The sequence below is a fragment of the Methylobacterium sp. NFXW15 genome (genome assembly GCF_049887755.1).
Lineage (GTDB): Bacteria > Pseudomonadota > Alphaproteobacteria > Rhizobiales > Beijerinckiaceae > Methylobacterium.
Map to the genome: position 1 here is coordinate 134834 of NZ_JAGEKG010000006.1, position 24592 is coordinate 159425.

26 protein-coding genes are annotated in these 24592 nt (G+C 67.9%); 19 read left to right on the forward strand and 7 right to left on the reverse strand.

The features are described from left to right. Positions 1–118 precede the first annotated feature (118 nt). The 3 genes from J4O73_RS15075 to J4O73_RS15085 all read right to left on the reverse strand — a co-directional run bounded on the left by J4O73_RS15075 (position 119) and on the right by J4O73_RS15085 (position 3186). Positions 119–1366 (reverse strand): ABC transporter substrate-binding protein, encoded by a 1248-nt coding sequence (locus J4O73_RS15075; RefSeq protein WP_426218567.1) that lies wholly within the window; start codon positions 1364–1366, stop codon positions 119–121. A gap of 189 nt (positions 1367–1555) precedes the next feature. Continuing rightward, positions 1556–2533 carry a nickel/cobalt transporter gene (locus J4O73_RS15080; RefSeq protein WP_426218568.1) on the reverse strand — a complete coding sequence of 326 codons (978 nt, stop codon included), beginning with the start codon at positions 2531–2533 and terminating at the stop codon, positions 1556–1558. Further along, the gene (locus J4O73_RS15085) at positions 2524–3186 is read right to left on the reverse strand and encodes a DUF1007 family protein (protein WP_426218570.1); all 663 of its coding nucleotides are present in this window, start codon (positions 3184–3186) and stop codon (positions 2524–2526) included. Before J4O73_RS15085 ends, J4O73_RS15080 begins: the two co-directional genes overlap by 10 nt. Before the next feature lie 262 nt (positions 3187–3448). On the opposite strand from J4O73_RS15085, the gene J4O73_RS15090 reads away from it, so the two are divergent. From J4O73_RS15090 to J4O73_RS15135, 10 genes are all read left to right on the forward strand, one after another. Next, complete coding sequence (locus J4O73_RS15090) at positions 3449–4366, forward strand: branched-chain amino acid ABC transporter permease (protein ID WP_426218572.1); 918 nt, start codon at positions 3449–3451, stop codon at positions 4364–4366. After that, positions 4366–5775: a high-affinity branched-chain amino acid ABC transporter permease LivM gene (gene livM / locus J4O73_RS15095; RefSeq protein WP_426218574.1), complete on the forward strand. Its 1410-nt coding sequence runs from the start codon at positions 4366–4368 to the stop codon at positions 5773–5775. Before J4O73_RS15090 ends, livM begins: the two co-directional genes overlap by 1 nt. After that, on the forward strand, positions 5775–6635 hold the full coding sequence (locus J4O73_RS15100; RefSeq protein ID WP_426218576.1) for an ABC transporter ATP-binding protein: 861 nt from the start codon (positions 5775–5777) through the stop codon (positions 6633–6635). Before livM ends, J4O73_RS15100 begins: the two co-directional genes overlap by 1 nt. A gap of 163 nt (positions 6636–6798) precedes the next feature. Then, positions 6799–7605, forward strand: coding sequence for an ABC transporter ATP-binding protein (locus J4O73_RS15105; protein WP_426218578.1), 807 nt, complete (start codon positions 6799–6801; stop codon positions 7603–7605). Next, the gene (locus J4O73_RS15110) at positions 7598–7945 is read left to right on the forward strand and encodes a DUF6867 family protein (RefSeq protein ID WP_426218580.1); all 348 of its coding nucleotides are present in this window, start codon (positions 7598–7600) and stop codon (positions 7943–7945) included. The genes J4O73_RS15105 and J4O73_RS15110 overlap by 8 nt, the downstream gene beginning before the upstream one ends. Before the next feature lie 64 nt (positions 7946–8009). Next, positions 8010–9131, forward strand: coding sequence for a branched-chain amino acid ABC transporter substrate-binding protein (locus tag J4O73_RS15115; RefSeq protein ID WP_426218582.1), 1122 nt, complete (start codon positions 8010–8012; stop codon positions 9129–9131). A gap of 373 nt (positions 9132–9504) precedes the next feature. Continuing rightward, positions 9505–10428 (forward strand): amino acid ABC transporter substrate-binding protein, encoded by a 924-nt coding sequence (locus tag J4O73_RS15120; protein WP_426218584.1) that lies wholly within the window; start codon positions 9505–9507, stop codon positions 10426–10428. A 74-nt stretch (positions 10429–10502) separates the two neighbouring features. Next, positions 10503–11225 (forward strand): amino acid ABC transporter permease, encoded by a 723-nt coding sequence (locus J4O73_RS15125; RefSeq protein WP_426218585.1) that lies wholly within the window; start codon positions 10503–10505, stop codon positions 11223–11225. A gap of 55 nt (positions 11226–11280) precedes the next feature. Continuing rightward, a complete protein-coding gene (locus J4O73_RS15130) occupies positions 11281–11973 on the forward strand; it encodes an amino acid ABC transporter permease (protein WP_378971763.1) in 693 nt (230 codons plus the stop codon). Positions 11974–12121: 148 nt separating this feature from the next. Further along, a complete protein-coding gene (locus tag J4O73_RS15135) occupies positions 12122–12850 on the forward strand; it encodes an amino acid ABC transporter ATP-binding protein (RefSeq protein ID WP_426218967.1) in 729 nt (242 codons plus the stop codon). A gap of 108 nt (positions 12851–12958) precedes the next feature. Here the strand turns inward: J4O73_RS15135 and J4O73_RS15140 are convergent, their stop codons facing one another. Further along, positions 12959–13981: a DapH/DapD/GlmU-related protein gene (locus tag J4O73_RS15140; protein ID WP_426218587.1), complete on the reverse strand. Its 1023-nt coding sequence runs from the start codon at positions 13979–13981 to the stop codon at positions 12959–12961. Positions 13982–14092: 111 nt separating this feature from the next. Here J4O73_RS15140 and J4O73_RS15145 point away from each other — a divergent pair, with 111 nt between their 5' ends. Then, a complete protein-coding gene (locus tag J4O73_RS15145; protein WP_426218589.1) occupies positions 14093–14566 on the forward strand; it encodes a molybdenum cofactor biosynthesis protein MoaE in 474 nt (157 codons plus the stop codon). 23 nt (positions 14567–14589) lie between these two features. Here J4O73_RS15145 and J4O73_RS15150 read toward each other — a convergent pair whose 3' ends face one another. After that, positions 14590–14733 carry a hypothetical protein gene (locus J4O73_RS15150; protein WP_426218591.1) on the reverse strand — a complete coding sequence of 48 codons (144 nt, stop codon included), beginning with the start codon at positions 14731–14733 and terminating at the stop codon, positions 14590–14592. A 122-nt stretch (positions 14734–14855) separates the two neighbouring features. On the opposite strand from J4O73_RS15150, the gene J4O73_RS15155 reads away from it, so the two are divergent. Next, on the forward strand, positions 14856–16004 hold the full coding sequence (locus J4O73_RS15155; RefSeq protein ID WP_426218592.1) for an AI-2E family transporter: 1149 nt from the start codon (positions 14856–14858) through the stop codon (positions 16002–16004). Between the two features lie 16 nt (positions 16005–16020). Here J4O73_RS15155 and J4O73_RS15160 read toward each other — a convergent pair whose 3' ends face one another. Then, a complete protein-coding gene (locus J4O73_RS15160; protein ID WP_426218594.1) occupies positions 16021–17250 on the reverse strand; it encodes an amidase in 1230 nt (409 codons plus the stop codon). A 129-nt stretch (positions 17251–17379) separates the two neighbouring features. Here J4O73_RS15160 and J4O73_RS15165 point away from each other — a divergent pair, with 129 nt between their 5' ends. The 6 genes from J4O73_RS15165 (at position 17380) to J4O73_RS15190 (ending at position 22231) form a co-directional block, all read left to right on the forward strand. Then, entirely contained in the window at positions 17380–18390 is a 1011-nt protein-coding gene (locus tag J4O73_RS15165) for an extensin family protein (protein ID WP_426218969.1), read from the forward strand. A gap of 28 nt (positions 18391–18418) precedes the next feature. Then, on the forward strand, positions 18419–18550 hold the full coding sequence (locus J4O73_RS15170; protein WP_426218595.1) for a hypothetical protein: 132 nt from the start codon (positions 18419–18421) through the stop codon (positions 18548–18550). 133 nt (positions 18551–18683) lie between these two features. Next, entirely contained in the window at positions 18684–19148 is a 465-nt protein-coding gene (locus J4O73_RS15175) for a hypothetical protein (RefSeq protein ID WP_426218597.1), read from the forward strand. A 14-nt stretch (positions 19149–19162) separates the two neighbouring features. Next, the gene (locus J4O73_RS15180; RefSeq protein WP_426218598.1) at positions 19163–19834 is read left to right on the forward strand and encodes a ribonuclease T2 family protein; all 672 of its coding nucleotides are present in this window, start codon (positions 19163–19165) and stop codon (positions 19832–19834) included. 70 nt (positions 19835–19904) lie between these two features. After that, a complete protein-coding gene (locus J4O73_RS15185; protein WP_426218600.1) occupies positions 19905–20759 on the forward strand; it encodes a 23S rRNA (adenine(2030)-N(6))-methyltransferase RlmJ in 855 nt (284 codons plus the stop codon). 200 nt (positions 20760–20959) lie between these two features. Next, on the forward strand, positions 20960–22231 hold the full coding sequence (locus tag J4O73_RS15190) for a porin (RefSeq protein WP_426218602.1): 1272 nt from the start codon (positions 20960–20962) through the stop codon (positions 22229–22231). 66 nt (positions 22232–22297) lie between these two features. Here the strand turns inward: J4O73_RS15190 and J4O73_RS15195 are convergent, their stop codons facing one another. Further along, positions 22298–22834: a GNAT family N-acetyltransferase gene (locus tag J4O73_RS15195; RefSeq protein ID WP_426218604.1), complete on the reverse strand. Its 537-nt coding sequence runs from the start codon at positions 22832–22834 to the stop codon at positions 22298–22300. Between the two features lie 356 nt (positions 22835–23190). Here J4O73_RS15195 and J4O73_RS15200 point away from each other — a divergent pair, with 356 nt between their 5' ends. Then, a complete protein-coding gene (locus tag J4O73_RS15200; protein ID WP_426218606.1) occupies positions 23191–24558 on the forward strand; it encodes a peptidoglycan DD-metalloendopeptidase family protein in 1368 nt (455 codons plus the stop codon). The last annotated feature ends 34 nt before the right edge of the window (positions 24559–24592 follow it).

Below are 24592 nucleotides of genomic sequence, written 5' to 3' on the forward strand. Positions count from 1 at the left end.
GGGCTGATTTTGAGTCGACGAGCCTCCATCCGAGCCGTCGCCCAGAACCAGGGTGCCCTCTGCCCGACAGCGGCGCGGCGCAGACCGGCTCGAAGGCCTGGGACCAGCCGGGGCAACGTCACCGGCTGGTTCTGAGCGGAAGGCCCTTTCCCGCGGTCACCAGCGGGCAACCGCCTTCGGCCATCGGGCGGAAGGCTTGTTCGGGAGGAATCGTCTCGATCAGCTTGTAGAGGTCCCAATCGCCCGTCGATTCGGCGGGCGACTTCACCTCGACCAGATACATCGGGTGGAGCTTGCGTCCATCCGGACGGATCGTCCCCTGGCCGAAGAGCGGGTCGTCGGTGGGGATCTGCTTCATCGTCGCGACGACGGCGGCGCCATCCTTGGCCGAGCCCAAGGCCTTCACCGCCTTCAAGTAGTGCAGCGTGCTCGCGTAGACGCCCGCTTGGTATGAGGTCGGCATCCGGCCCGGCATCCTGCGTTCGAAACGCGTGGCGAAGGCGCGGCTGGCCTCGTTCCTGTTCCAGTAGAACGACGTGGTGAGGAACAGGCCCTGGGCGATATCGAGCCCCAGGGCGCGGATGTCGATGGCGGACACGAGGAGCGCGGCGAAAATTGGCCCGCCCCGCCGCAAGCCGAATTCATGCGCCTGCTTGATGGCATTGCCGGCGTCCTGCCCCGCATTGGCGAGCCCGATGACCTTCGCGCCCGAGGCCTGCGCCTGAAGCAGGAAGGACGAAAAATCCGGGTTGGGAAAAGGCGTGCGCACGCTGCCGACGATGCGACCCCCGCCCCGTTCGATCACCACTCTCGCATCTCGCTCCAGGGCGACGCCGAGGGCGTAATCGGCGGTGATGAAATACCATGTCTCGCCGCCGCGCTTCAGCAGCGCCGCCGCGGTGCCGTTGGCTTGGGCCGCCGAGTCGTAGGTCCAATGCACGGTATTGGGCGTACAGGCCGGTCCGGTAAGGTCGGCGGTACCGGCTCCGGAATTCACGAACGCCTTGTTCTTGTCGCGCGCGATCTGCGCCACGGCGAGCGCCACCGAGGAGGTCGGCACGTCGAAGATCGCATCCACCCCATCCCGGTCGAACCACTGCCGGGCGATGGCCGCCCCGACATCCGCCTTGTTCAGGTGGTCGGCGGCGACGATTTCGACGGTGAGCCCGTGCCGTTCCGGCCCGAAATCCTCGACTGCCATTTGCGCGGCGACGACCGAGCCCTCGCCGGTCGATTCGCTGTAGGAGCCGGAACGGTCTGTCAGGACGCCGATCTTCACCGGGACAGGCTCGGCGGCGCTGCGCGGCGCGGCCCCGAGCACGCCGAGGAGCGCGAGCGCTCCCGCAGCCAGGTGTCGGACCAGCATCCTCGTCTCCCAACCACACCCCGACGGTGCGAGCCGGGGTGCCTTAGGGCATTTCTAGTCGGCGCGGATACAGACTTTCCAAGGAACGATGCAGTCAAAGTGCCGGGTGGGGATGCTGTCCGTCACGAATGATGCAGTAGACACACTTTCTGCTCCCGCAATGAGCAGGCTGGCGCCGAAACCCGACCTCTACGAGAGGCCCGCCAGCATCGTCGCACCGAGTACCAGCACGAAGGCCGCCGCCACGAGTTCGAGGCCACCGACGGCGAGCGCGCCCCCTTGGCCTCGCCCCCCGGCGATGGCGAGAGCGGTGCGCTTGGCAAAGACCGCGAGGGCGGCCAGGGCGGTGGTGGTGATCGCGGTGCCGACGGACATCGCCAGCACGGCGAGGATGCCCGCCCAGGCGACGCCCTGCGACAGGGCGAAGACCAGCACCAGCACCGCGCCCGCGCAGGGGCGCGAGCCCGCCGCCAGGACGATTCCCGCCCGCTCGCGCCAGGATCGTGCGTTCCCGGCCGTTCGCGCATCGGGGCCATGCGTGCAGTTCGGCCCGCAGGACGCCGCGCCCCCGGCCAGTTGTCCCGCCTTGCGCCAAGTCAGGGAGAGCCCGGCTGCGGCGACGAGGGCGAAGCTCACCGTCTCGATGACGGTGCCCGCGCGGGTCATGGTGGCCGCCGTCGCGTTGAGGATGAGGCTTCCGACCCCGACCAGGGCCATCGCCACGAGGGATTGCAGCAGAGCGGCGCAGGCGCTGAGCGCGCAGCCCTGCCGGAAGGCGCGCTCGCCCGCCAGGATGTAGCCTGCGATCACCGCCTTGCCGTGGCCGGGACCGGCGGCGTGGAACACGCCGTAGGCGAAGGCGAGGCCGACGAGGGGTGTCCAGTCGCCCCCGCCCTTAAGGGCCGAGACGGCGGCATTCATGGCCCGGGAGAAGCTCGCCTGAAGCGAGAGGATGAGGCCCCCGAGGCCGGTGGCGGAGGGGGCCGCCTCGCGGAAGCCGATGCCGAAGGGAGAGCGCGGCGGCGGCGCGGCGATGCCCGGCGCGACGAGCCATGCCAGCAGCGCGACGAGCAGACCCGCGACGAGGATCGCCCCACCCATCAGCGCGAGGCGCCGGGGCAGGCGTGAGGCCGGGACGGCGGGCGTGATGCCAAGCCCTACGGACATGCCACGATGACCCGGTTGGCGAATTGCTCGCCGTAATTCGATGCGGCGGTCAGTGCCTCGAAGAAGGCCTCGCTCATGCCGGTCTTGGCATCGGCGACCTTCGCCCCGTCTCCCTTGGGCCGGGTGACCGAGGCGGTGCAGCCCTGTGGCGCGCCCGAGAGCGTCACGGCATCCTCCGCATCGGCGAAGGAGAAGGAGACGAAATAGGTCGGATCGTAGACTTCCAGCGCCGCCACGCCCCGGCCTGGCGCCGCCGGGCTCTTGAGCGGCAGAAGGAAGCTCAGCGTCAGGGCGTTGCCCTCCATTCGCATCGCGGGTTCCTTCGGCTCGGTGAAAGCCTGTTCCTTGCCCGCCACCTTGAGCTTGGTGAAGTAGCCGAACTCCGCGAGGTTCTCCGTGTTGGTCGCCGCCAGGGAGGCGAGTTCGTCCGGAGTGAGCGTCCCGTCTTTGTTGGCGTCGAGCCCCTGCGTCACGAAGGCCGAGTATTCCGGGTCGAACGACCAGGAATGGCGCACGCCCGTCACCTTGCCGTCCGCGTAGACGACCTGCGCCTTCGCGGTGACCCAGACGTGGGGATGGGCCTGCGCGGCGGTGCCTGAGCCGAGCAGAACTCCGGCGAGGACAAGGCTGCGGAAAGGGGCGGCGGTCGGCATGGGCGGCACGCTCGCGGATCTCTGGTCAAGCGATGGATGGTCCGCCCTTCCTCGCTCTCCCGTGGGGCGAAAGCGAGGCGCAGATCATGCTCGCAATTCGGCTGAGAATTGGGCTGCAAAGCACCGTTTTTGTTCATTTAGCGGCGCCGAGACCCGGTGGCGCAAAGCCCACGCTTGCGCTACGAGGTTCCAGGACGCAGCGTGTGCTTCCTCACCGAACCGGTCTCCAGTGCCGGTGGGGAGCGCTCCGACGGACGGATGCATGGACGTTTTCCTCCAGCAGCTCATCAACGGCCTGACGCTCGGCTCGATCTACGGGTTGATCGCCATCGGTTACACGATGGTCTTCGGCATCATCGGCATGGTGAACTTCGCCCATGGCGACGTCTTCATGGTCTCCTGTTTCATCGCGCTGATCGGCTTCCTTCTGCTGACGACGTGGCTCGGCATCTCCTCCATCGCGCTGGCCTTCCTTGTGGTGCTCGTGGTGGCCATGGCTCTGACCGCGCTCTGGGGCTGGGCGATCGAGCGGGTCGCCTATCGGCCGCTGCGCGGCTCTTTCCGTCTTGCGCCGCTGATCTCGGCCATCGGCGTCTCGATCTTCCTGTCGAACTTCGTGCAGGTGGTGCAGGGGGCCCGCAACAAGTCGATGCCGCCGGTTCTGTCGGGGGGCATCACGGTGCTGGAGCGGGACGGGTACACGGTGTTCCTGTCCTACAAGCAATGCCTCATCATGGCGGTGACGGCGGTGCTGCTGACCGGCTTCTGGTACCTCGTCCAGCGTACGCCCTTCGGCCGCGCCCAGCGGGCCTGCGAGCAAGACCGGAAGATGGCCGCCCTGCTCGGCATCGACGTGGACCGGACGATTTCGCTGACCTTCGTCCTCGGCGCCGCCCTCGCGGCGGTCGCGGGGGTGCTCTACGTCATGTATTACGGCGTGGTCTCGTTCTCGGATGGGTTCGTGCCCGGGGTGAAGGCCTTTACGGCGGCGGTTCTCGGCGGCATCGGATCCCTGCCCGGCGCAGTGCTCGGCGGGCTGATCATCGGCCTGATCGAAACCTTCTGGTCGGCTTATTTCTCGATCGAATACAAAGACGTGGCCGCCTTTTCGATCCTGGCGATCACCCTCATCTTCATGCCCTCGGGCATCCTCGGGCGGCCCGAGGTGGAGAAGGTCTGATGGCCCGCACCGCCTCCGACGCCCTCCCCGGCAGCGTGATGGGTGCGATCCTGCGCGACGCCGCGCTCTGCGCCCTGGTCGCTCTGGGCTTGTGCATCCCTCTCATTGCCTTCCGGATGGATCCGGGGCCCGGCAGCGACCTCGTTCTCGTCCCCCGCTGGGGGCTGGTGGCGATCCTCTGCGCGCTCACCTTCGCCGTGCGCCTCGTCCAGCGCCTGCTCCTGCTGCGGCGGGACGCGCGACGGGCCAAGAGTTCCGCCCTCACCCCCTCCCCCGCTCAGGCCACCGAGGCCGTGGGGGGGGAGCCCGATGCCGGGCAGAAATTCTCGAAGTTCGGCCTCACGGCCTTCGTGGCCGTCGCGGTCACCCTGCCGATGCTGGCGACCCTCGCGACGGGCGACCTCGGCGCGGCCCGTTACTGGATCGACCTCGGCATCCTCATCCTGACCTACGTGATGCTCGGCTGGGGCCTGAACATCGTGGTCGGCCTCGCCGGGCTCCTCGACCTCGGCTACGTCGCCTTCTATGCGGTCGGCGCCTATTCCTACGCCCTGCTCTCGACCACCTTCGGCCTATCCTTCTGGGTCTGCCTGCCGCTGGCGGGGCTCTTCGCGGGCCTCTGGGGGATGCTGCTGGGCTTCCCTGTCCTGCGCCTGCGGGGCGATTACCTCGCCATCGTGACGCTCGCCTTCGGCGAAATCATCCGCCTTGTTCTCATCAACTGGACGGACGTGACGGGCGGCGCGGCGGGCGTCTCCTCGATCCCCCGCGCGACCTTCTTCGGCATCCCCTTCTCGGCGGACGAGGACGGGTTCGCGGCGCGCTTCGGCCTCGAATACGATTCCATGCACCGGGTCGTGTTCCTCTACTACCTGATCCTCGTGCTCGCGCTGATCACCAACCTCGTGACGCTCCGCCTGCGCCGTTTGCCCATCGGCCGCGCCTGGGAGGCGCTGCGCGAGGACGAGATCGCCTGCCGCTCGCTCGGCATCGACACCACGGCGACGAAGCTGACGGCTTTCGCGCTTGGGGCGGCCTTCGGTGGCTTCGCCGGATCGTTCTTCGCCGTGCGCCAGGGCTTCATTTCCCCGGAGAGCTTCACCTTTCTGGAGAGCGCGATCATCCTGGCGATCGTGGTGCTCGGCGGCATGGGCAGTCAGTTCGGCGTCGCCATCGCGGCGGTGGCGATGGTCGCGGGCCCCGAGATGTTGCGCAACCTCGGGGGGCTGAAGGCCGTGTTCGGCGAGGGGTTCGACCCCAACGAATACCGGCTCCTCCTGTTCGGCCTCGCCATGGTGGCGATGATGGTCTGGCGCCCACGCGGGCTGATTTCGGTGCGAATGCCGTCGGTGACATTGGGTAAGAGGCGGGCGATCTCCGGCGCCCACGTGAGCGAGGGGCACGGCTGATGGCGGCCCCCGTCCTCAAGGTCGATCATCTGACCATGCGCTTCGGCGGCCTAACCGCCATCGGCGACCTGTCCTTCGAAGCCAAGCGGGGCGACATCACGGCCCTGATCGGGCCTAACGGGGCCGGGAAGACCACGGTCTTCAACTGCATCACCGGTTTCTACAAACCGACCGAGGGGATGCTGACCCTCACCCACGACGACGGCAGCGAGCACCTGCTGGAGCGCTTGCCGAACCATGAGGTGAACCGGACGGCGCGGGTGGCGCGCACCTTCCAGAACATCCGCCTGTTCCCGGGCATGACAGTGCTGGAAAACCTCTTGGTGGCCCAGCACAAGACCCTGATGCGGGCGTCCGGATACACCGTGCTGGGGCTCCTCGGCTTCAAGGGTTTTCGCGATGCGCAGGCCGCGGCCATCGAGAAGGCCAAGGGTTGGCTCGCGCGGATCGACCTGACCGAGCGTGCCGACGAGCCGGCGGGCAGCCTGCCCTACGGGGCGCAGCGGCGCCTCGAGATCGCGCGGGCGATGTGCACCGATCCGGTGCTACTGTGTCTCGACGAGCCCGCCGCCGGTCTGAACCCGCGCGAGTCGCTGGAACTGAACACGCTCCTCCGCCACATCCGCGACCACGAGGGCACCTCTGTCCTGCTGATCGAGCACGACATGTCGGTGGTCATGGAGATCTCCGACCACATCGTGGTGCTCGACTACGGCAAGAAGATCGCCGACGGCACGCCGGAGGAGATCCGCACCAACCCGAGCGTCATCGCCGCCTATCTCGGTGTCGAGGACGAGGAGGTCGAGGCGGTGGAGGCCGAGGTCGGCCTGTCGCTGCCGCACGAAGGACATCCGGCATGAGTGCTTGGCGGAACAGTCCTTTTGCACCTCCGTCATTGCGAGGAACGAAGCAATCCAGGGCGGCGGGACGCTCCCGAACGTCGCGGATCCCTGGATGGCTTCGCTGCGCTCGCAAAGACGGGGGTGGCCTTCGCCTTTCCATCGAGACTCTGAGGGCGCACCGTTGAGCGTCGCCGGCATCAACGTGCTCGTGGACGAGACGCGGGCGATCCAGGCGGGGGGCAAGCCGCCGCTCCTCGCGGTGCGGGGAGTCTCGACCTATTACGGCAGCGTCGCTGCTCTGAAGGGCGTCGATCTCGATGTCGGCGAGGGCGAGATCGTCACGCTGATCGGCGCCAACGGCGCGGGCAAGTCAACCCTGATGATGACCGTGTTCGGCTCGCCCCAGGCGCGCTCCGGCACCATCACCTACGAGGGCCGGGACATCACCCGCGTGCCGACCCACGCCATCGCCCGGCTCGGGATCGCCCAGTCGCCGGAGGGCCGCCGGGTCTTCCCGCGCATGACCGTCTACGAGAACCTGCAGATGGGCGCCGCCCTCCATGACGGGCGGTTCTTCGCGGAGGATCTCGAGAAGGTCGTCGCGCTGTTCCCCCGCGTCGGCGAGCGGCTGAACCAGCGTGCCGGCACCATGTCGGGAGGCGAGCAGCAGATGCTCGCCATCGCCCGCGCCCTCATGAGCCGACCGAAGCTCCTGCTGCTGGACGAGCCGTCGCTCGGCCTCGCGCCCCTGGTGGTGAAGGGCATCTTCGACGCGATCCGCCGCCTCAACCGGGAGGATGGGATGACCATCTTCCTCGTGGAGCAGAACGCGTATCACGCCCTGAAGCTGGCCCATCGCGGCTACGTGCTGGTCAACGGACGCATCACCATGAGCGGCACCGGACGCCAGTTGCTGGACGATCCGTCCGTGAAGGCGGCCTATCTCGAAGGCGGGCACGGTGCCCCGGCGGGGGGCGACCATGCTTGACGGGCTGCTCTACGAGGAAGGTTCGGTTTGGCTGTTCGTCCTCGTCACGGTGGTGATGGGCGGCTGGGCGGCCTGGATGGCGGCCCGCGGCATCGCCAAGGGCTGGCGGCCGTATTGGCACTGCGTGCCGGCCCTGCTCCTCGTGGCGACGGCGGTGCGATTCATCCACTTCGCCCTGTTCGGCGGAACGCTGCTCTCGGCGCATTACTATCTGGTCGATGCGCTCGTCGTGCTGCTGATTGGTTCTGCGGGCTTTCGCTATACGCGCACCCGCCAGATGACGAGCCAGTATCGCTGGCTCTACGAGAAGACCTCACCGCTGACGTGGCGTCCGCGCTGAGTCCTTGAGCTTTCGGCATCTCGATCCACCCGGACTTTCCGGGTGCAGACAGGGGAGTGTGGCGATGCGATCGATACTTCTGGCGGGCCTCGCGCTCGGCGTCCTGACCTCCGGCCCTGCCCTGGCGCAGGTCAAGATGGGCGTCGGCGCGCCGATCACCGGCAACAGCGCAGCCTTCGGCGCGCAGCTCAAGAACGGCACCGCCCAGGCGGTGGAGGACTTCAACAAGGGCGGCGGTATCAACGGCCAGAAGGTCGAGCTGAGCGTCGGCGACGACGCCTCCGATCCCAAGCAGGGCGTGTCGGTCGCCAACAAGTTCGCCTCGGACAAGGTGAAGTTCGTGGTCGGCCACTTCAACTCGGGCGTCTCGATTCCGGCTTCCGACGTCTACGCCGACGCTGGCGTCATCGCGATCAGCCCCGGCTCCACCAACGTGAAGTACACCGAGCGCGGCCTGTGGAACACGTTCCGGGATTGCGGCCGTGACGACCAGCAGGGCCAGGTCGCGGGCGATTACCTCGCCGACAAGTACAAGGGGAAGAAGGTCGCCTTCGTCCACGACAAGACCCCCTACGGCAAGGGGCTGGCCGACGAGACCCTGAAGGCGTTCAAGGCCAAGGGCGGCAAGGAGGCCCTCATGGAGGGTATCAACCCCGGCGAGAAGGACTACTCGGCCCTCGTCTCCAAACTGAAGCAGAGCGGCATCGATATCGTCTATTTCGGTGGCTACTACACAGAGGCCGGGCTGATCCTGCGCCAGATGCGTGATCAGGGCCTGAAGGCGCCGATGATGGGTGGCGACGGCATGGTCGACCGGGAGCTCGTGGCCATCGCCGGCCCGGCCGCCGAGGGTACGCTCACCACCTTCCCGCCGGATGCGCGCAAGAAGCCCGCCGCCAAGGACGTGGTCGCCGCCTTCAAGGCGAAGGGCATCGATCCGGAAGGCTACACCCTCTACGCCTATGCCGCCGCGCAGATCTTCAAGCAGGCCATCGAGGGCGCGAAGTCCACTGATGGTAAGAAGGTCGCCGCCTACATGCACGAGGGCAAGCCGTTCCAGACGGTGATCGGCCCGATCTCCTTCGACAAGAAGGGCGACATCACCAAGCCCGACTACGTAATCTACGAGTGGAAGAAGGGTGCCGACGGCCAGATCGGCTATGCCGGCAACGAATTGACCCAGTAAGCATCCGGCAAGAACACAGAAGCCGCTCCGCATTCAGCGGGGCGGTTTTGCATTGCGAAACAGCCGAATTCGTCAGTCAGGACCTGTGGGCTCAGGGTGCTGCCCCGATGCGCCCGCCCGAAAATCATGCAACATGCCCCAGCACGGGCGCTCGGCCCGGCTCCGACTGCTCGGAGAGGCGGTGATCGTGGCGTTCGGCGGATCGACAGGGGTCTGTGACCGGAATTCGGCCCGTCAGGTCTTGGACAGCGAAAATTCCTACGCCGTCGTGCCTCTTCGGCATCAACGTTGCAAAGGCCCCGCCCATGCGGTCGGGCCTGCACCCGACACCGCCTGCCGACCTCACTCGGCTAGACCCAGGAGTTCCGTACCGATGCAGTTCGTTAACGCACGCCGTGGCCTCGCCGCGGCGCTCGGCCTGAGCCTCGCCGTCGCTCCTCTCGCGGCCAAGGCCGAAGATCTGACCGGCACCCTCAAGAAGGTGAAGGATACCGGTGCCATCACCATCGGCTACCGCGATTCCTCCGTGCCGTTTTCCTATCTCGGCGCCGACGAGAAGCCGGTCGGCTACGCCATGGACATCTGCTACAAGATTGCCGACGCGGTGAAGGCCAAGCTCGGCCTGCCGAAGCTCGACGTGAAGTTGAACCCGGTCACCTCCGCCACCCGCATCCCGCTGATGGCCAACGGCACGATCGACCTCGAATGCGGGTCGACGACCAACAACGCCGACCGCCAGAAGCAGGTGGGCTTCACCAACAGCCACTTCCTCACCGCGACGCGCTTCGTCTCGAAGAAGTCGAACAACCTGCACACGATCGAGGACCTGAAGGGCAAGACCGTCGTCTCGACCTCGGGCACCACGAACATCCGGCAGATCAACGAAGCCAACACCGAGAAGAAGCTCGGCCTCACCATCCTGCCCGCCAAGGACCATGCCGAGGCGTTTCTGATGGTCGAGACCGGCCGTGCCGTCGCCTTCGTGATGGACGACGTGCTCCTCGCCTCGCTCGTCGCCTCGTCCAAGGATCCGGGCGCCTACGAGATCTCGAAGGAAGCCCTTTCGAAGCCTGAGCCCTACGGCATCATGGTCCGCAAGGACGACGCGCCGTTCAAGGCCGTCGCCGACGAGGCCACCGCCAAGCTCTACACGAGCCCCGAGGGCAAGGCGCTCTACGACAAGTGGTTCACGCAGCCGATCCCGCCGCGCAACATCAATCTCAACCTCCCGATGAGCGATGAGATGAAGAAGCAGTTCACGAAGCCGATCGATAGCGCCGATCCGGCTGCCTACTGATTTCCACGTGATGGCGTGTCCCGCGGCTCGACCCGCGGGACACGACGAGAAACGGCAACGGGGCCGGGCTGCCAATGAACTACAATTGGAACTGGAGCATCTTCTTCGACCAGTCCCCGGAGGGGACCGGTACCTATGCGGACATGCTCCTGTCCGGCCTGTACTGGACGATCGTGACCGCCCTCTGCGCCTGGGTGATCGCCTTCTTCCTTGGTTCGCTCATCGGCGTCTTGCGCACCCTGCCGAACAAGACAGCCAACGCCATCGGCACGACCTACGTCGAGATCTTCCGTAACGTGCCGCTGCTGGTCCAAATGTTCCTTTGGTACTTCGTGCTGCCGGAAGTGCTGCCGAAGAGCCTCGGCGATTCGATCAAGCAAATGCCCGACGCGCCGTTCTACACGGCGGTGGTGTGCCTGGGCTTCTTCACCGCCTCGCGCGTGGCCGAGCAGGTGCGCGCGGGCATCCAGGCCCTGCCGCGCGGCCAGCGGATGGCGGGCACGGCCATGGGCTTCACCACCGGGCAGACCTACCGCTACGTGCTGCTGCCGAACGCCTACCGCATCATCCTGCCGCCGCTGACCTCCGAGTTCCTGAACAACCTCAAGAACACGTCGGTCGCCCTCACCATCGGCCTGCTGGAACTGACCGGCCGGGCGCGCTCCATGCAGGAGTTCTCGTTCCAGGTGTTCGAGGCGTTCACCGCCGCGACGATCCTCTACGTGGCCATCAACCTCGTCGTCGTCGTCTGCGCGGGCCTCCTCGAGCGCGCCGTCGCCATCCCCGGGCAGCGCTGACCGCCCGCCCCCGCTGCAACCTGCCGCCCCCGGCGGCGATCGTGCGCAGGCCGAGATGCTTTCGAACTTCGATTTCTCCGTCGTCCTGACCTCCCTCCCCTACCTGTTCGGGACGGGCATGGTCTTCACCCTGTCGCTCACCGCCATGGCGGCGGCGGGGGGCGTGGTGCTCGGCACCCTCCTCGCGATGGCGCGGCTGTCGGGCATTCCCGGCCTTTGGCATGTCGCCAAGGGCTACGTGGAACTATGCCGCTCCCTGCCCCTCGTGCTGGTGATCTTCTGGTTCTACTTCCTGGTCCCGTATATCGGCGCCTACGTGGTCGGCTCGAAGACACCGATCCAGGTCGGCGCCTTCCCCTCGGCGCTCATCACCTTCACGGCGTTCGAAGCGGCCTATTTCGCCGAGATCATGCGCGCGGGTATCCAGTCGATCCCCAAGGGCCAGACCGCGGCGGCGCAGGCGCTCGGCATGAATTACTGGCAGACCATGAGCAACGTGGTTCTGCCGCAGGCCTTCCGCAACATGCTGCCCCTGTTGCTGACCCAGACGATCGTGCTCTTCCAGGACACGTCGCTGGTCTACGTGCTGTCGCTCACGGATTTCATGGGCGCCGCCTCGAAGGTCGCCCAGCGCGACGGACGTCTCGTGGAGATGTATATCTTCGCTGCGCTCGTCTACTTTGCGATCTGCTTCACAGCTTCCTTCCTCGTGCGCCGCCTGCAGCGTCGCGTCGCCATCATCCGCTGATCAGGGGATTTTCATCATGACCTCCTCCCCGATGCCGGCCCCGAACGCCTCGCAGCCCGCCGTCGACGCCGACCACGCCCCGAAGGATGCCGGCCTCCAGCCGGGCTCCCTCGTCTCAGGCCAGCCGAAAGCCGCGCTGGGCGAAACGATGATCGCCATCGACAACATCAGCAAATGGTACGGCGAGTTCCGGGTGCTGACCGATTGCACCACGAAGGTCGCCAAGGGCGAGGTCGTCGTGGTGTGCGGCCCTTCGGGCTCGGGCAAGTCGACGCTCATCAAGTGCGTCAACGCGCTGGAGCCCTTCCAGAAGGGTCAGATCACGGTGGCGGGCACCAAGGTGCTCGACAAATCGACCAACCTCCCGAAGCTTCGCTCGCGGGTCGGCATGGTGTTCCAGCACTTCGAGCTGTTCCCGCACCTGACCATCACCGACAATCTCACCATCGCCCAGCGCAAGGTGCTCGGCCGTGGATCGGACGACGCCAAGAAGCGCGGTCTCGACCTGCTCGCCCGCGTCGGACTCGGCGCCCACGCCCACAAGTTCCCCGGCCAGCTCTCCGGCGGCCAGCAGCAGCGCGTGGCCATCGCCCGCGCCCTGGCCATGAACCCGGTCGTGATGCTGTTCGATGAGCCGACCTCGGCCCTCGATCCCGAGATGGTCGGCGAGGTGCTGGATGTGATGGTCGAGCTCGCCAAGGAAGGCATGACCATGATGGTCGTGACCCACGAGATGGGCTTCGCCCGCAAGGTCGCCGACCGGGTGATCTTCATGGACCGGGGCGAGATCGTCGAGGATGCCACGAAGGACGATTTCTTCGGCAGCCCTCGGTCCGAGCGTGCGCAGACCTTCCTGTCCAAGATCCTGCAGCACTGACGCCTTCGTCGTCCTTGCGAACGCAGTAAAGCAATCCGGGGGCAGGCCGCTTTCGAGCGTGGCCTGTTCCTGGATCGCTTCGCTTTGGTGGAAGAAAGAGGCTGTCCGTCAGCCCGCAAGCTGCTCCTGCGCCTGGCGATAGTCACGGCCGTGCTGGCAATAGCTCTCGACGATGCGCAGCATCATCGTTCGGCGGTCGGCATCGAGGGGTGAGAGGATCCGGGCGGGGCGTCCACCCCAGAGGTAGCCGGATTCGAGGATCTGGCCCGGATCGGTGGTCGCCCCCGCGGCGAGCATCACGTCGTCGGCAATCAGCGTGCCCGGCGCCACCACCGCACCGATCCCGATGAGGGAGCGCGCGCCGATCCGGCAATCGGCGATGCGGACATTGTGCGCGATGGTCGTATCGCGCCCGATCACGACGCCCTCGCCTCGGCTGCGGATCACCGTGTTGTCCTGGATGTTGGTGTCGGCGCCGACCACAATGGGGCCCGCTTCCGCCTCAAGGGCGCAGCAGAACAACACGCTCGCTCCCGCGCCGAGGCCGACGCGTCCCCGCAGGCGTGCGGTGCGGGCTACGAACACGTCCGGGTCGATATCCTGTGGCGGGTCGGAATCGGGGCCGATCCCCTCGGCGCTGCGCTCACGGATGCGCTCGGCCCGTTCGGCCACCTCGCCGAGTTCGATGGGGCGCACCGGTCGCGCCGGGCTCCCCGCATAGGCGAAGCCGCCCGCGAGTTCGGCGCGTGGGAACACCGTGGCGCCCGCCTCGATCACCGCGCCGTCGCCGACGCTCGCCCCATCGAGGATCACCACGTCGTCCTCGACCACCACGTCCGAGCCGAGGGTGCAGGCGTGGATCACGCTGTTGCGCCCCACGGTCACCCGGTCGCCGCAGGTCGTGCCCTGGTCGAAGGTCGCGATATGCACCGTCGAGCGGTGGCCGAGCCAGAAGCGGTCGCCCAGCACCACCGGCTGGCCATCCGCGCGGATCACCGCCGCATCGCCGAGCCAAGCCTGCGCGCCGATCCGCGCCGAGCCGATCACGGTGCTGTCGCGCCCGCACCAGACAGGACGGCTGGCGAAGACGGGGGTCTCGCCCCCGAAAGGCAGCGTCATCTCTGGATTCATCGATGCCTCATGCCTCCTGCCAATCCCGGTTCGGCCCGGCCGCCCTCCGTGCCATATAGGGCGCTGCACAACCAGTCAGGCGCCTGACAAGAGACCGCCATGGAGTATCCGATGTCCGCCGCGACGGTCTCGATCCAATCCGAGCCCTTCGACCTTGCTCAGGAGGTCGCCCGCCTCGAAGCCGGGCTCGCGGGCCGGGCGGGAGCGGTCGTGACGTTCTCCGGCCTGTGCCGTGACGAGGCCGGTCGCCTCGCCGCCCTCGAACTGGAGCATTATGCCGGCATGGCCGAGGCCGAGATCGGCCGGGTGGTCGAGGACGCCTTCGCCCGCTGGCCGCTCCTCGCGGCGCGGGTCATCCACCGGCACGGGCTGGTCCGGCCCGGTGACGGGATCGTTCTCGTAGTCACCGCCTCCGGCCACCGGATCGCGGCCTTCGAGGCGGCGAGCTTCCTGATGGATTATCTGAAGACCCGGGCCCCCTTCTGGAAGCGCGAGCATCTCGCCGACGGCACGACCGGACGCTGGGTCGAGGCCACCGCCGCCGACGATGCGGCGGCGGATCGCTGGCTGACGGCGAAGGCCTGAGGGCGAAGCCTCAGACGGAAGCCTCAGACGATTGCGTTCAGCAGCACCGCGACGGCTCCGCCCGCCACGGCAAGGCCGAGAAGGATGACGCTGCTGAGCTGATCGCGCTTGTCGATGTTGTCGCCGGGGGCGAGGTGGTTGAAACGGGTGCTGCCGTAATTGTCCATGGACGACATCTCCTGACTTTCGATCGTGCCGTCACAACGCACATCTTGCGATTTGGTCGCCGGGGGTTGACCGGGCGGCCGGGGCAGCGTTCGACGGGGACCGCAGGTCGGCAAGGAGCCCCATGACCGAATCGAAGCTCGACGCCCTCAAGGGTCCGGTCGGACCATGGCGGGGCGCGGCGCCGCTCGCCGGCTCCGGCATCGCCGTAGTCTGTTTCGCTGCTGCCCTCGCCCTTGCCTGGATGTCGGCGGGAACGCTGCTCCTGATTTTCGCGGGTATGCTGCTCGGCGTGTTCCTCGACGGTCTGACGCGGGCACTGGCCTATGTCCTGCCGCTGCCGCGCAGCCTGCGCCTGATCCTGGCGAGCCTCACCGTCGCGCTCTTTGCCCTGGGCTTCGCCAGCTATGGCGGCGCGACCATCGCTCAACAGGGGCGCGACCTCGGCGGCACCATCAAGACCCAGGCGGAATCGGTGAATAGCTGGCTCGCCGATCACGGAATCGACGTGCCGCTCCTCAACTCGACGTCGAAGGAGGATGGCCGCGCCGGGCGGGAGCCGGGCCAGCAGGAGGGGGGACTCGGCGGCCTCGCCTCCGGCCTGCTCAAGAGTTCGAGCTCGGTGCTATCGAGTGCGGGCAGCGTCCTCGGTCCGGCGACGGCGGTGGTGCTCGGTCTGATGGATGCGGTCGGCAACCTGCTGGTGATCGTCTTCCTCGGTGTCGCCTTCGCGGCCGACCCGGCGAGTTACCGGGACGGGGTGCTCCGCTTCATCCCGCCCCGGAAGCGCGCCCGGGCCTCGAAGGTGCTCGATGGGGCGGGCGAGACCCTGCGCCACTGGCTGTTCGGCCAGTTGCTGACCATGACGGCGATCTTCCTGTTCACCTGGGCCGGGCTCGCCTTCCTCGGTATCGGCGGGGCGCTGATCCTCGGCCTCCAGGCGGGGCTCTTGGCTTTCGTTCCGACGGTGGGGCCGCTGGTGGCGGGGGTCGTCATCCTGCTCGCCGCCCTCGCCTCGGGGCTGAAGGCGCTGCTCGGCGCCCTCGGCGTCTACCTCGCGGTGCAATGCCTGGAGAGTTACGGGCTGACGCCGTTCATCCAGAAGCGCGCCCTCGACATCCCCCCGGCGACGATCTTCGCCGGTCAGTTGATCCTCGGCGTGATCTTCGGTCTCTGGGGCATCGCGCTGGCCCTGCCGATGCTCGCGGTGATCAAGGTGCTGCTGGAGCAGCTCTATGTCGAGGATACGCTCGGCGAGCACGCGGCCTCTTGAGCTTGCGGGGGGAGATTTACCCCCGCAAGGCCCCCTCGATCAGCCGCGCCACCGCGAGGGCCTGACCATCACCGCCGAACCGGCCGACGACCTGCACGCCCACCGGCAGGCCGTCTCCCGGCACGGGGACGTTCACGCAGGGCACGCCCATCATCGTCCAGAGCCGGTTGAAGCGGGGATCGCCCGTCGAGGCGAGGGTCGCCGGGGCCGGGCCCGGGGCCGAGAAGGTGAGGATCGCATCGAACCCGCCGAACAGGTCCTTCAAGACCCGCCGGGCGCGGTGAGCATGGCGGCGGGCATCGTCGTAGGCCGCCGGAGCAACGGCATCCCCGGCTTCGAGGTTGCGGCGCGCCTCGGGCGGCAGCGCGTCCCGGTGGTGGGTGAATTCGAAGCCCAGGGCCTGCCGCGCCTCGAAATCCTGGAGGGCGCCATGGCGTTCCCAGGCGGTGGCGAGTTCCGGCGGCAGAGACAGATCGAAGACCTGAGCGCCCGCCTTTTCGGCGGCTGCCCGCGCGGTCGCCAGGGCAGCCTCGGCGGCGACCTCGGGTGACCCAGCGAAGTCCTGTCTCACCACCGCGATGCGCGGGGTCGAGGCCATCTCCCCCTCGATCCCGTCCCGGCCGGTGATGGCGGCGAGCGCGTAGGCGAGATCCGGCACGCTGGCCGCGAACAGGCCGACCGTGTCGAGCGCCCAGGACCACGTCTTCACCCCGACGGTGGGGATCAGCCGGAAGGACGGCTTGATCGCCGCGCAGCCGCAGAAGCTCGCCGGGCGGATCACCGAGCCCGCCGTCTGGGTGCCCAAAGCCAGAGGCAGCATCCCCGCGCCGACCGCCGCCGCCGAGCCTGCGGAGGAGCCACCCGGCGTATGGCCGGGATCGTGCGGGTTACGGGTCGCGGTGGGGTCGGAGCTGGCGAAGGCGGTGGTGGTGGTCTTGGCGAGCGCCACGGCACCGCGCTCCTTGAGCCGCGAAACGATGGCCGCATCGGCCCTCGGTTGCCAGCCCTCGTAGATCGCGGCGCCCATCTGGGTCGGCAGGGTCGCGGTGTCGATGATGTCCTTGATGCCGACCGCGATGCCCGCGAGCGGCCCATCCTGCGGGATCACGGGATTCTGATCGATGGCCACGAACGCCCCGATGGCAGGATCGCGGCTCGCGATCGCCTCCCGGCAAAGGTCGATGGCGCCGGCCGGGGTCAGCGTTCCGGCGGCGATACGGGCGCGAAGATCGAGGAGCGATAGCATTCCTTATCTGGTCGACCGGAGCGGGGGGCTGTCAACAGCCTGGGTTGCGAAAGGCGCGTGCCACACCGGTCCGCGAAGCGAAAACGCGCTTGACGAAGCGTTTACGGGATCGTGCGCAACGTCCTGATCATGCGGCGTAGCGTACTCGCGTTTTCAGGCCTTGCCCTGTTCGGGGCGGCCCTCACGGCCTGCTCGGTCAACCGGTTCGAGCGGCGCGATCCCTGGCGCGATCAGGCCGAGCAGGTCTGCCTCGCCAAGAAACTCGTGACCCAGACCGAGTTCATCACCCCCGCGGCCGCCATCGACGGCCCCGGCCCCTGCGGCATGCAGCAGCCGTTCCGGGTGACGCGGCTCGGGCAAGGATCCGTGCTGCTCAAGCAGCGCATGACCCTCGGCTGCCCGGCGCTCGCCGAGGCCGAAGCGTGGCTCGCCGATACGATCCAACCCGCCGCCGAACTCTATTTCGGCGTGCCCGTGGCCGAGATCAACGCGGGTTCCTATTCCTGCCGCGGCCGCAACAACCAGCCGGGCGCCAAGCTCTCCGAACACGGCTTCGGCAACGCCGTCGACATCATGTCGTTCAAGCTCGCGGACGGGCACGTTATCACCGTGAAGGGCGGATGGCGCGGCACCGAGGCGGAGCAGAGCTTCCTGCGCGAGGTCTTCCTGGGCGCCTGCCAGCGCTTCACGACGGTGCTGGCGCCGGGCTCGAACGTGTTCCACTACGACCATATCCACGTGGACCTCGCCCGCCACGATCCGCGCGGCCTGCGCCGGATCTGCCAGCCCTTGATCAAGTTCACGCCGCAACTCGGCGGTGATGGGCCGCGCCCGCTTTCGAAGCCCGTGCCGCCGCCGCGCCAGCCCGCGCCGCCGCAGGCGCCGGTGGATATCGAGGAGGATGACCCCTACGGCGTCTCGCCGATGTCGCGGGCTCATAGCGCGACGCAGGTGGCCCGTGCGCCCGTGCGCGCTCCGGCCCAGGCGCCCTCGGCCTACACCTCGGTGCAGGCCCGCCCGGCCTATGCCCCGCGCCCCGCCCCCCGGGTCGCCGCCATGCCCGAGGAGCCCGCTGGGGACGAGGGCGAGCCGTTGCAACTCGGCGCACCGCCCCCTTCCGTGGATGGCCCGATCTACTGATCGACGATGAGCGCCCTATACCGACGGTATGCGACGCTTACTGCTCGGCGGGTTCATCTCCGCGATCTTCATCGGCATCCTCTCGATCGGCTTGTGGTGGACCAAGGCGACTCCCGTCGTCCCGGCCACGCCGCCGGACACCGCCTCGACGCCGCGATAGGTTCGAGACGTTCGTCTCATCACCGTGGCCCGCGCGCCGCACCGGGCGGTCAAACCGTGTGCGCGGCCCGGTGGCGGCTTGACTGGCGTCGCGTCGCGGCCATCGTCTCGGCATGCTGGTTCGGACTCATGTCATGCGCTCCCATCTCGTCCGCCTCACCCTCGGAATCGCCCTCGGGCTGACCGCTTTCAGCGCCGCCGAGGCTCGCTCTGCCCGCGAGGATATCGAGCCCGCCGAGGAACGCGTGTTCCCCTACGACGCGCAGATCCCCGGCTGCCAGGATCCGGACGTGCTGGAGAAGGTGGCGACGAACTTCGCCGAGAAGGAAGCGAAGTACTGGAACTCGTCCATGACGATCGTGTCCTTCGACCGGATCGAGCGGACGGCGTGGCGCCCCTGGGGCCTCGACACGATTCCGCGCCGCTTCTGCTCCGCCGTCGCCACCACCTCGGACGGCCTGCGCCGCAAGGTCGATTATTCGGTGCGCGAGAGTCTGGGCATCATCGGTGCCACCTGGGGTGTCGAACTCTGCGTTCACGGGCTCGACCGCGACCTGTCCTACGCCTACTCGACGGCCTGCCGGATGGCGCGGCCCTGAGCGGACGCACGCCCATGCGTCACCACGCGATCCGCACCGGCCTCGCCATTTTGGCGTCGCTGTCCGCCGCCCTGCCCGCCGCCGCGCAGGATTACGGTGGTTTCGGCCGCCGGGGATCGCCGGGCGATTTCGACTTCTACGTCCTCGCCCTGTCTTGGTCGCCGACCTATTGCGAGGGCGAAGGCGCCCGCCGCGACGAGCCGCAATGCGCCCCGGGACGCGGCCTCGGCTTCGTCGTGCATGGGCTCTGGCCGCAATATTCGCGCGGTTATCCGCAGAACTGCTCGGCCGTGCAGCGACCCATCACCCGTCAGGCGATGGACGTCGCGGGTCAGGTCTATCCGAGCGAGGGTCTGGCCCGCTACGAGTGGCGCAAGCACGGCACCTGCTCCGGCCTCGATCCGGCGGCCTATTTCTCGGCGGCCAAGCAGGCGCGGACGGCCGTGACGATCCCCGACACGCTGAAGACCGGCGGACAGAGCCTCGCGCCGATCGAGATTGCCCGGCGCTTCGTGGCCGCCAATGACGGTCTGCGGCCGGACATGATGGCGGTGTCCTGCGCCAGGGGGCAGCTTACCGAGGTGCGGATCTGCTTCTCGAAGGATCTGCGCGGCTTCACCGCCTGTCCCGATCTCGCCCGCAGCAATTGTCGCGCGCCGCAGATCACCCTCGATCCGGCGCGCTGAAGACCATTCTGCCAAGAAAATGTGGGCTCGGTGCTGGACCGGCGGCGCTGGATCCGCTTGACCGGGGCCCATGAATTACCGGCACGCCTTCCATGCGGGAAACCACGCCGATGTGCTCAAGCACCTCGTGCTCGCCCGCGTGCTCGCCCATCTCTGCCTCAAGGACAAACCGTTCCGGGCGCTCGACGCTTTCGCGGGCCTCGGCTTCTATGATCTGGAGGCGGACGAAGCCCGCCGCACGGGCGAGTGGCACGAGGGCTGGGGGCGGCTCGCCGAGCCCTTTCCCGAGCCGGTAGAGGCGCTGCTCGCGCCCTATCGCGAGGCGGTGGCCGCGACCCGCGAGCGTCATGGTCCGGCGGCCTATCCCGGCTCCCCGGCCGTGATCCGCGAATTCCTGCGGCCGGGCGACAGGGGCGTGTTCGTGGAACTGCACCCGCAGGACGCCGCCCTGCTCAAGGAGCGGTACAACGGCGATTCGCGGACCAAGGTGCTGCACCTCGATGGCTGGACGGCGGTGAACGCCCAGATCCCGCCGCCCGAGCGGCGCGGCCTCGTGCTGATCGACCCACCCTACGAAATCCCCGGGGAGGTCGAGCGCCTGGGCGCCCATCTCCTGCGCGCGGTGGCCAAGTGGCCGACCGGAATCTTCCTCGCGTGGTATCCCGTGAAGGATGCCGCCGCCATCGACCGGATGGCGGCCGAACTCGACGCGGGCCTCGCTCGCCCGGCGCTCCGCCTCGATCTGCTGATCGAGCGCCCCGACGATCCGGCCCGTCTCGCCGGAAGCGGCCTCATCGTGGTGAACCCGCCCTGGCGGCTTGCCGACGAGGCGATGGTCTTCCTGCCCGCCCTGGCGGAGCGACTCGCACGGAGCGGATATGGGGGCTTCCGCTGCGATCCACTTGGCTCTGCCAGCGCCGATTGAGTTCGTGCGCGTCTTACCAAAAGGTTGCAAGCATTCGTTCGGTCTCGCTCAGATGTGGCGAGTATGTCACAGGATGAAATAGACCCGCACTGCAGCATGAATTTTGCCCAAAAAGTGTGCAAGTGCCAATTCTTTGATTTTGTGTCGAAAAGCACCGGATGGCAGCTTGGCCGTGGATTTTTCGAACCGGGCCTCGACACATGCCTCAGCGTTTTCCCCTGGCCGGTTTGGCCGCCCTGCTCCTCTCCTCCACGGCGGCGTTTTCGGCTGATCTCGCGGCGAAGGCGCCCGTTCCGGTTCCGCCTCCCGCCGAGCCCTGCAAGGCCACGCTGATCGGCCCGGCCTATGGCGGCGTCATCAAGGCGAACCCGAACCCGACCTGCTTCGCGGTGGGTGCCCTGGGCGACATCTATGTCGGCGGCGCGCTGACGGGCTACGGCTACACCCAGAACAACCCCTTCCCGACCGCCTTCGCCCCTCCCGGCTACGCGGCCGACCGCGCTGCGCGGTTCGACGTCTCGAACCTCCAGGGCTGGATCCAGAAGCCCGAGGGCACCTTCCAGTTCTTCATCCAGGGCGGCCTCTACGCGATCCCCGGCCTCGGCGTGCAGAACCTGAGCGCGCTGGACCAGACGGACCTCCTGTTCACGCCGCTGCCGGTGGCCTTCGGCAAGATCCAGATCAACGACGCGTGGTCGGTGCAGGGCGGTCGCATGCCGACCATCATCGGTTCCGAGGCGCCCTTCACCTTCCAGAACCTGAACATCAACCGCGGCCTGCTCTTCGCGCAGGAGAACGTGATCAACCACGGCGTGCAGCTGAACTGGGCCGAGGGTCCGTGGTCGGTCTCGGTGGCGGGCACCGACGGCTTCTTCTCCGGCGAGATCTCCTGGTTCACCGGTAACGTCGCCTACAAGATCGACGATTCGAACACGATCGGCGTGAACGGCGGCGTGAATCTCGGCCGCCAGAACGTGCTGGCCAAGAGCCTGCGCTACCAGTTCGCCACCCCGCTGAACCAGCAGAACAGCGGCATCTTCAACATCAACTACACCTACTCGAACGGCCCGTGGATCATCACGCCGTACTTCCAGTACACGAACGTCGAGGCCGATCCGCGCATCGGCATCCTGCAGAGCGCGTCGACCTACGGTGGCGCCCTGCTTGCGGCCTACTCCTTCACGGATAATTTCGCCCTCGCGGGTCGCGTGGAGTACGAGGAGCAGACCGGCGTGCGCGGCTCGGGCACCACGAGCCTTCTCTACGGGGCGGGCAGCAACGCTTTCTCCGTCACGATCACGCCCACCTTCACCTGGGATCGCTACTTCCTCCGTCTGGAATACGCCCACGTCGAGCTCGGCGGCATCACCCGCGGCAGCATCGCGAACGGCACGCTGGGCACCGGCTTCGGCCGCGACGGCAACCGCACCTCGCAGGACCGCTACATGGTCGAGACCGGCATCACCTTCTGATCGCCGACACGTTGGACGAAACGACGCCCCGGACCTGGTCCGGGGCGTCTTCGTTTGGGCTGTCCGTCAGGGGCGCTCCAACGAGAGCAGCTTCCTGCCGGGCCGGTGGCCATCCTCGCCGGTCTCCTCGAAGCCGAGCTTGCGCAGCAGCCCCCAGGAGGCCGTGTTGGCGGGACGGCACTCCGCCACCAGGATTCGGGCGGGAAAGCGCCGCATGAGGAGTGCGGCGAGTTCCGAGACTGCCTCGAAGGCAAACCCCTGTCCCCGCGCGGCGCCGCCGATCCAGTAGCCGATCTCGATCAGGCCCTCCCCGCGCAGATGCGCGCCCGCCACGCCGACGAGTTCCCCGTCACGGCCCTCTGCCCGGCCTCGGATGCCGAGGAATCGGTCGCGCTCGCGGCTGCCGCCATGGATCAGCCCCTTCGCGTCCTCCAGGGTGAATGGCGTCGGCAGGAAGTCGATCGCGCCGGTGATGGCCGGATCGTCCGTGAGCCGGGCGAGCGCGGGCGCATCCTCCGGCGACAGGCCGCCGACTGTCAGCCGCGCCGTCTCCAGGCGGGGAAGATCGATGAGGGAGTCGCGCGGCCTGCCCAGTGTGAACATCGCAAGGATGTGGGGTGCTGCGCCGTCGCGGAAAGTCGCATCCCGCCCCGATGCGCTCCGCTGCATTGCATGCAAGGTCGCCCTGATCAGACTTCTTATGGTGAACGGGAACGGTTGCTTAACCTGAATCCGGCTTCATTGCGGCATCGGGTAGCGTTGTGGTGGCGGGTGCGTCGATGCGGGTGCGTGGAGCGATCAGAGGGTTTCGGACGCTGTCTCGCGTCGCCCTCGTCGGGATCATCGGGGGCGGCGCGGCAGCGTGTTCCTCCGACGCCTCTCGGCTGAGCAGCCCTTTCAGCAATCCTTTTTCCGAGCCTGCCGCAACGGGCAGCCTTCCGGATGACGATGTGAAGCCGGTGGCGCCCCTGCGCACCGGACGGATCCAGTCCGAGGCGCTCGGCGCCCCTGGCGGGTCGCGCCCGGCGCCGATGGCCAGCACCCTGCCGCCGCCCGCTGCCGCGACGCCGACCAAGGTCGCCTCCGTCGGCTCGACCGGCTGGAGCGCCCAGGGTGGCACCCGTATCACTGTCGCCAAGAACGACAGCCTCGCCCAGATGGCGACCCGCTACGGCGTGCCCGCTTCGGCGATCCTTCAGGCCAACGGCCTGTCGAGCGCCAGCCAGGTCACCCCTGGCCGCGAGATCGTCATCCCCGCCTACAACAACGTGTCCGGCCTCAATCCTTCCGCCGCCTCCATGAGCGCTCGCCCCGCGCGTGCCGCCGAGGAGAAGCGCGAGGATGCCAAGATGCTGGAAGCCAAGGAAGCCCGCGAGCGGGATGCCAGGGCCCAGGAAGCGAAGGCGCAAGAGGCCAAGGCACAGGAGGCCAAGCGCGTCGCAGCCCGCGAGAAGGAAGCCCGCGAGGCGAAGGACGCGAAGGACCTCGCCGCCCGCAAGGCCGCCGAGGCCAAGGTCGCGGAAGCCAAGGCTGCCGAAGCCAAGGCCGCCGAGGAGAAGGCGCGCAAGCTCGCCGCCCTGAAGGAGAGCGAGAAGAAGCACGTCCGCCCCGGCCAGACCAAGGTTGCCGAGGTGAAGACCGAGAAGGCCGACGCGAAGTCCGCCGCCGACAAGGCCAAGGTGGCGAAGGACGCCGCCAAGGAGGCGGCGAAGGACGCCGCCAAGACCGCTGCCAAGGCTGAGGCCGCCCAGAAGCTCGCCGAAGCCAAGGCCGCTCGCGAAGCCGCCAAGGAGGCTGCCAAGGAAGCCTCGAAGCAGGCTGCCGCCGAGAAGGCCAAGGCCGACGTCGCGAAGGCCGAGACCAAGGCTGCGCCGAAGACCGAAGTCGCCAAGGCCGAGCCCGCGAAGCCGGAGCCTGCGGCGACCGGTTCCGTCGCCCAGGCCAGTGCACAGGCGAGTGCCGACAACTTCCGCTGGCCCGCCAAGGGCCGGGTCATCTCCGGCTACGGCAGCTCGGGCAACGAGGGCATCAACATCGCCCTGCCGGAAGGCACGCCGGTCAAGGCCGCCGAGGATGGCACCGTCGCCTACGCCGGCTCCGACGTGAAGGGCTACGGCAAGCTGGTGCTGGTGCGGCACTCCAACGGCTTCGTCTCGGCCTACGCCCATAACGGCGAGCTAGACGTGAAGCCGGGCGACAAGGTGAAGCGCGGCCAGACGATCGCCAAGTCCGGCGCGTCCGGCAACGTGACCTCGCCGCAATTGCACTTCGAGATCCGCAAGAGCGGCGCGCCGGTCGATCCGATGTCCCAGCTCGCCAGCAACTAAGACCCTCGACGCGAAACGAAACGGCGGTCCCTCG

Bases quoted from the DNA above. Each gene is read 5' to 3' on its own strand.
- J4O73_RS15135 (WP_426218967.1), top strand. From the start codon at position 12,122: ATGATCGCCATCGACAACATCAGCAAATGGTACGGCGAGTTCCGGGTG.
- J4O73_RS15075 (WP_426218567.1), bottom strand. From the start codon at position 1,366: ATGCTGGTCCGACACCTGGCTGCGGGAGCGCTCGCGCTCCTCGGCGTG.
- J4O73_RS15170 (WP_426218595.1), top strand. From the start codon at position 18,419: ATGCGACGCTTACTGCTCGGCGGGTTCATCTCCGCGATCTTCATCGGC.
- J4O73_RS15190 (WP_426218602.1), top strand. From the start codon at position 20,960: ATGCCTCAGCGTTTTCCCCTGGCCGGTTTGGCCGCCCTGCTCCTCTCC.
- J4O73_RS15180 (WP_426218598.1), top strand. From the start codon at position 19,163: ATGCGTCACCACGCGATCCGCACCGGCCTCGCCATTTTGGCGTCGCTG.
- J4O73_RS15175 (WP_426218597.1), top strand. From the start codon at position 18,684: ATGCGCTCCCATCTCGTCCGCCTCACCCTCGGAATCGCCCTCGGGCTG.
- J4O73_RS15085 (WP_426218570.1), bottom strand. From the start codon at position 3,186: ATGCCGACCGCCGCCCCTTTCCGCAGCCTTGTCCTCGCCGGAGTTCTG.
- J4O73_RS15150 (WP_426218591.1), bottom strand. From the start codon at position 14,733: ATGGACAATTACGGCAGCACCCGTTTCAACCACCTCGCCCCCGGCGAC.
- J4O73_RS15185 (WP_426218600.1), top strand. From the start codon at position 19,905: ATGAATTACCGGCACGCCTTCCATGCGGGAAACCACGCCGATGTGCTC.
- J4O73_RS15160 (WP_426218594.1), bottom strand. From the start codon at position 17,250: ATGCTATCGCTCCTCGATCTTCGCGCCCGTATCGCCGCCGGAACGCTG.
- J4O73_RS15100 (WP_426218576.1), top strand. From the start codon at position 5,775: ATGGCGGCCCCCGTCCTCAAGGTCGATCATCTGACCATGCGCTTCGGC.
- livM (WP_426218574.1), top strand. From the start codon at position 4,366: ATGGCCCGCACCGCCTCCGACGCCCTCCCCGGCAGCGTGATGGGTGCG.
- J4O73_RS15155 (WP_426218592.1), top strand. From the start codon at position 14,856: ATGACCGAATCGAAGCTCGACGCCCTCAAGGGTCCGGTCGGACCATGG.
- J4O73_RS15145 (WP_426218589.1), top strand. From the start codon at position 14,093: ATGTCCGCCGCGACGGTCTCGATCCAATCCGAGCCCTTCGACCTTGCT.
- J4O73_RS15165 (WP_426218969.1), top strand. From the start codon at position 17,380: ATGCGGCGTAGCGTACTCGCGTTTTCAGGCCTTGCCCTGTTCGGGGCG.
- J4O73_RS15140 (WP_426218587.1), bottom strand. From the start codon at position 13,981: ATGAATCCAGAGATGACGCTGCCTTTCGGGGGCGAGACCCCCGTCTTC.
- J4O73_RS15080 (WP_426218568.1), bottom strand. From the start codon at position 2,533: ATGTCCGTAGGGCTTGGCATCACGCCCGCCGTCCCGGCCTCACGCCTG.
- J4O73_RS15115 (WP_426218582.1), top strand. From the start codon at position 8,010: ATGCGATCGATACTTCTGGCGGGCCTCGCGCTCGGCGTCCTGACCTCC.
- J4O73_RS15125 (WP_426218585.1), top strand. From the start codon at position 10,503: ATGAACTACAATTGGAACTGGAGCATCTTCTTCGACCAGTCCCCGGAG.
- J4O73_RS15110 (WP_426218580.1), top strand. From the start codon at position 7,598: ATGCTTGACGGGCTGCTCTACGAGGAAGGTTCGGTTTGGCTGTTCGTC.
- J4O73_RS15130 (WP_378971763.1), top strand. From the start codon at position 11,281: ATGCTTTCGAACTTCGATTTCTCCGTCGTCCTGACCTCCCTCCCCTAC.
- J4O73_RS15090 (WP_426218572.1), top strand. From the start codon at position 3,449: ATGGACGTTTTCCTCCAGCAGCTCATCAACGGCCTGACGCTCGGCTCG.
- J4O73_RS15195 (WP_426218604.1), bottom strand. From the start codon at position 22,834: ATGTTCACACTGGGCAGGCCGCGCGACTCCCTCATCGATCTTCCCCGC.
- J4O73_RS15120 (WP_426218584.1), top strand. From the start codon at position 9,505: ATGCAGTTCGTTAACGCACGCCGTGGCCTCGCCGCGGCGCTCGGCCTG.